The sequence below is a fragment of the Desulfovibrio sp. SGI.102 genome (genome assembly GCF_050314315.1).
Taxonomy (GTDB): Bacteria; Desulfobacterota; Desulfovibrionia; order Desulfovibrionales; family Desulfovibrionaceae; genus Desulfovibrio.
In genome coordinates this window covers 1-5278 of sequence record NZ_JBNPNC010000093.1, presented here as the reverse complement: position 1 = coordinate 5278, position 5278 = coordinate 1, and the positions used below count along the sequence as shown (strand labels likewise).

General features: G+C 61.6%; 4 protein-coding genes and 1 riboswitch. All 4 genes read left to right on the top strand.

Annotation, left to right across the window (positions count from 1 at the left end):
* Positions 1-304 precede the first annotated feature (304 nt).
* The gene (gene larA, locus ACQRCJ_RS12015; protein ID WP_304023077.1) at positions 305-1606 is read left to right on the top strand and encodes a nickel-dependent lactate racemase; all 1302 of its coding nucleotides are present in this window, start codon (positions 305-307) and stop codon (positions 1604-1606) included.
* A 354-nt stretch (positions 1607-1960) separates the two neighbouring features.
* Positions 1961-2137, top strand: a riboswitch (cobalamin riboswitch).
* Between the two features lie 197 nt (positions 2138-2334).
* The gene (locus ACQRCJ_RS12010; RefSeq protein WP_204625619.1) at positions 2335-4590 is read left to right on the top strand and encodes an anaerobic ribonucleoside triphosphate reductase; all 2256 of its coding nucleotides are present in this window, start codon (positions 2335-2337) and stop codon (positions 4588-4590) included.
* 39 nt (positions 4591-4629) lie between these two features.
* Entirely contained in the window at positions 4630-4797 is a 168-nt protein-coding gene (gene nrdD, locus ACQRCJ_RS12005; RefSeq protein WP_006003899.1) for an anaerobic ribonucleoside-triphosphate reductase, read from the top strand.
* On the top strand, positions 4790-5278 hold a 489-nt coding region (gene nrdG, locus ACQRCJ_RS12000), incomplete at its 3' end, for an anaerobic ribonucleoside-triphosphate reductase activating protein (protein WP_427799892.1). The genes nrdD and nrdG, both read left to right, overlap by 8 nt.

The following is a 5278-nucleotide window of genomic DNA, read 5'->3' as shown; positions in this document are numbered from 1 at the left end:
CTTTTGCTCAGGTCTGTCTGCCGGTCCCCGCCGCTGTCTGGAGAGGGGCAGGCGTGGATGTTGCGGGCTGTTTGGTTCGATCCCGTTTACCAAGGGCGGGAGAGGAGGGGATCAATGGGGCGGGGCGCAGTCCGGCAGGCGGCACGGAATCAAAGCAAAGTGCTTGGTATGTGATATTTTATAAAATAAAATCGGATGGTTCCCCGGATTTTGGGCTTGCGGCCCGCGGGCGAGGGGCCTATAGTCGCGGACCTCTGCGGAGCTGTTCCGCTGTTTTCTGGCCTTAGAGGGAATGAGGTGCGTCATGTCAGAACATACGCTGCACTATGGTGATATTTCCTGGACCATGCCGGTGGCCGACAAGAACCTGGCGGCCGTGCTGGAATCCAATCCTGTGTCCTTGCCGGTCATGGAACCGGATCAGGCCGTGCGTGAGGCCCTGCGCCATCCCATCGGCTCGCCCTGCCTGAAGGACATCGTCAACCCCGGCGAGAAGATCTGCCTGCTGGTGCCCGATGTGACCCGCTTGTGGCAGTCGCCCGCGGTCTACGTCCACGTGATGGTGGAAGAGCTCAACGCCTGCGGCATCCCCGACAGCGACATCCTCATCGTCACGGCCACGGGCACGCACCGTGCCCACATGGGCGACGAGCAGGCCCGTCTGCTGGGCGAGGACATCTGCCGCCGTATCCGCGTCATCGACCACGACTGCCGCGATACGGCCCATCTGGTGCACGTGGGCGATACCAGCCGCGGCACGCCGGTGTGGTTCAACAGCTACGCCATGGCCTGTGACAAGATCATCATCACCTGCGGCGTGGTCTACCACTTCCTGGCGGGCTTCGGTGGCGGCGGCAAGATGCTGCTGCCCGGCATCGCCGGTTACGAGACCATCCAGCGCCATCACAAGCAGGCCCTGAACCCCGGCTTCGGCAACGGCACCAACGCCGACGTGCGCAGCGCCAACATGGCGGACACCAACATTTTCCATGCCGACATCTTCGAGGCCGCGGCCATGGCCCGGCCCTGCTTCGGCCTCAATGTGGTGGTCAATGACGATTACCGCATCATCAAGGCCTTTGCCGGTGACTGGGTCCAGTCCCATGCGGCGGCCTGCCGTCTGGTGGACAGCATGGAAGGCGTGGCCATCCCCGAGCGTACGCCCCTGGTGGTGGCCAGCGCGGGCGGCTACCCCAAGGACATCAACCTTTACCAGACCATCAAGCTGCTGAGCAACGCCCTGAGCGCCGTGCAGCCGGGCGGGACCATGATCCTGCTTTCCCGCTGCTCCGAAGGCTTCGGCAACCCCGATGTGGAGACGCAGATCTGCGCCTACAGCGACATGCAGGCCCGTGAAAAGGCCCTGCGCGATACTTTTTCCATCGGCAGCTATGTGGGCTTCCTCTTTGCCGAGGCGGCCGAGAAACACAACCTCATCCTGGTGACGGACATGGATGCCGCCCTGTTCGGCAAGACGAAGATGCATGTCTGCCATAGCCTGGACGAGGCCCTGGACAAGGCCCGCCATTTCCTGGGACAGGAGCTGGACGTGCGCACCATCATCATGCCGCACGGCGCCTCGACCCTGCCCAAGCTGGCGGTCTAGCGACCACAGGCTGGCGCGGGCACTTACGGGTACCCGCGCCGGTTGAACCGGGTCCCCGCCGGATGCGCGGTCCGTACACGGGCTGTGTCATCCGGCAGGGGGCGTCTGGCAGGGGAGCCGCTTCCCGGAGGAGAGCCCTTTTTTATGCGGAAAAGGGGGCTCCGGCAGGGCGGCAAGTTGTGAAAAACGACGCAGGCGGAGTGGTCTGCGGATTCAAAAATCCCGCCAGCCCAGAATTGGCGCGGACTTTGGCAAATTGCCTGTCTTGGCGCAGACTTGTGATTTTTTACAATTATTTCAAAATGTTGTAAAATACTTACAAAAACTCTGTGTTGACAGTTGGGGCTCCTTTTGCCATCTTGAGCGGGCAGAAGCGCTGCTACGAGCTTCATCGGGAATCCCGTGAGATCCGGGAGCGGACCCGCCGCCGTAAGTCGCAGAACCTGCTCCCCCCGTGTGCCACTGGCAACCGCCGGGAAGGCCGGGAGCAGGGTGACGAGCCGGAAGACCTGCTTCTGCCGCTTGTCCATGGGGACAGCCTCACGGCAACGGGTTTTTGCCGCTGGGAAGGGACGTCATGACACTCTGTCGACGGGCGTCCGTATCTTTTTTCCACCTTTTTTTCGCGATTTTTCAGGGCCTGAGACCTCCCCTACAGGGAGGGTCTTTTGTGTTGACCCTAAAACGGGTCAGGAAAACAAATATCTTTGGATCTGGAGCAGGAAAACATGCTTGCGAGCATCATCAAGCGGGACGGGACCGAGGTCGCCTTTGATTCCGTCAAGATTCTCAATGCCATTACCAAGGCCAACAAGGCGTCCGGCGAGGACATGTCCCCCACGGATCTCCTGTTCGTCACCGAAAAGGTCTGCCGCAAGCTCGAAGCCCAGAACCTCCGCCATGTGGAAGAGATCCAGGACGTGGTGGAAGAGACCCTGATCCAGTACGATTACGCCAAGACCGCCAAGGCCTACATCCTGTACCGCGCCGAGCACACCAAGCGCCGCAACGCGGAATCGTACCTGATGGAGATCTACAAGACCCTGACCTACGCGCCCGCCATCGAAGAAGACATCAAGCGCGAGAACGCCAACATCGACGGCGATACGGCCATGGGCACCATGCTCAAGTACGGTTCCGAAGGGGCCAAGTATTTCACCGACAACTACGTCCTGCCCAAGGACGCCTCGGCCGCGCACATCAACGGTGACATCCATATCCATGACAAGGATTTCTACATGCTCACCGAGACCTGTTGCCAGATCGACCTGATCCCGCTGTTCCGCAACGGGTTCTCCACCGGTCACGGCCATCTGCGCGAGCCCAATTCCATCGAGAGCTATTCCGCCCTGGCCTGTATCGCCATCCAGGCCAACCAGAACGAGATGCACGGCGGCCAGAGCGTGCCGCACTTCGATTACGCCATGGCCGGCGGCGTGGCCAAGACCTTCCGCAAGGAATACCGCCACGCCTTCACCGCCTTCGTGCGCATCAGGACCGGCATGGATGCCGCCCAGGCCGAGGAATTCAGCCAGCAGATCCTGCTGCCCGTGATGCCCGCCATCCGCATGGCCGATGTGGACGAACTGGGCAAGCGCATGGAAGGCCTGGTGGCCGAGAACGAGCGCGATCTGGTGCGTGCCGCCCATGCCTACGCCGCCGAGGAAGCCCTGCGCATCACCGACCGCCGCACCTATCAGGCCATGGAAGCCTTCGTGCACAACCTGAACACCATGAATTCCCGCGCCGGTGCGCAGGTGCCCTTCAGCTCCGTCAACTACGGCACCGACACCTCCGCCGAGGGCCGCATGGTGGTGCGCAACCTGCTGCTGGCCACCCAGGCCGGTCTGGGCAGCGGCGAGACCTCCATCTTCCCGGTGCAGATCTTCAAGGTCAAGGAAGGCGTCAACTACAACGAAGGCGACCCCAACTACGACCTGTTCAAGATGGCCATCAAGACCTCGGCCATGCGTCTGTTCCCCAATTTCAGCTTCCTGGATGCGCCGTTCAACCTGCAGTACTACAAGCCCGGTGACTACAACAGCGAAGTGGCCTACATGGGTTGCCGCACCCGCGTGCTGGGCAACGTGTACGACCCCGACCGCCAGGTGACCTGTGGCCGCGGCAACCTCAGCTTCACGTCCATCAACCTGCCCCGTCTGGGCATCGAGGCCAAGGGCGATCTGGACCGCTTCTTCCAGCTGCTGGACGATCAGATCGACCTGGTGTTCCGCCAGCTGCTGCACCGCTTCGACATCCAGTGCTCCAAGAAGGTGCGCAACTATCCCTTCCTGATGGGCAACGGCATCTGGCTGGATTCCGAAAAGCTGGACTGGGACGAGAGCGTGGCCGAAGTGCTCAAGCACGGCACCCTGACCGTGGGATTCATCGGTCTGGCCGAGACCCTGGTGGCCCTGACCGGCAAGCATCACGGCGAGAGCGAAGAGTCCCAGAAGCTGGGTCTGCGCATCGTGGAACACATGCGCAAGCGCTGCGATGACGAAGCCGCCAAGACGCATCTCAACTTTACCCTGATCGCTACGCCTGCCGAAGGTCTGAGCGGCCGCTTCGTGGCCCTGGACCGCAAGAAGTACGGCGTCATCAAGGGCGTCACGGACCGGGAGTACTACACCAACTCCTTCCACGTGCCCGTGTATTTCCCCATCAAGGCCTTCCGCAAGATCGAGCTGGAAGCGCCCTACCACAGCTTCACCAATGCCGGTCATATCACCTATGTGGAGCTGGACGGCGATACCTGCAAGAACCTGGAAGCCTTTGAGACCATCATCCGTTTCATGCACGACAAGGGTGTGGGCTACGGATCCATCAACCATCCGCTGGACCGCGACCCTGTGTGCGGCTATGTGGGCGTCATCAACGGCCAGTGCCCCCGCTGCGGGCGCAAGGAGGGCGAGGCCGTGAGTCAGGAAACGCTCAAGATGCTGCGCCGCAAGTATCCGCACATGCCCAACTGCTGCCGTTAGTTTCCGTCACTTTTTACCCCAAGAGGAGGAGCCTGGACCATGCTGATGAAATCTGAACTGACCGAGACCAAAGCCGAAGTGAAAATGGTGGGCGAAGGCGTGGCTTTTGAACGCGTGCGCCGCATCACCGGCTATCTGGTGGGGACGCTTGACCGTTTCAACAACGCCAAGCGTGCCGAAGAACGCGACCGCGTCAAGCATGCCTAGGCTCCGCATCAGCGGTATTGTGGAAGAGTCCATCGTAGACGGTCCCGGACTGCGCTACGTGGTCTTCACCCAGGGCTGTCCCCATCATTGCCCGGGCTGCCACAATCCGCAGACCCATGACTTCGACGGCGGAGAGTTCCGGGATACGGACGACATCCTGCGTCAGTTCATGGAAAACCCCCTGTTGTCGGGCATCACGTTCTCCGGCGGCGAGCCTTTCGTCCAGGCCGAGCCCCTGTGCCACCTGGCCGATGCCGTGCACGCCGCGGGCAAGAACGTCTATGCCTACAGCGGCTACACCTGCGAGGAACTCTACAGCCTTGCCCAAAAGATCCCGGCCGTGGGCCGGTTGCTGGACAAGGTGGACGTGCTGGTGGACGGTCCCTATGTGGAAGCCCTGCGCGATCTGGAGCTGGATTTCCGCGGCAGCTCCAACCAGCGTGTCCTGGACAGGGCCGCCATCGAAGCCCTGCGCCCCGTG

What these genes read in the sequence shown, in the direction of transcription:
- ACQRCJ_RS12010 (WP_204625619.1), top strand. Translation starts at nt 2,335, where the DNA reads ATGCTTGCGAGCATCATCAAGCGGGACGGGACCGAGGTCGCCTTTGAT.
- larA (WP_304023077.1), top strand. Translation starts at nt 305, where the DNA reads ATGTCAGAACATACGCTGCACTATGGTGATATTTCCTGGACCATGCCG.
- nrdD (WP_006003899.1), top strand. Translation starts at nt 4,630, where the DNA reads ATGCTGATGAAATCTGAACTGACCGAGACCAAAGCCGAAGTGAAAATG.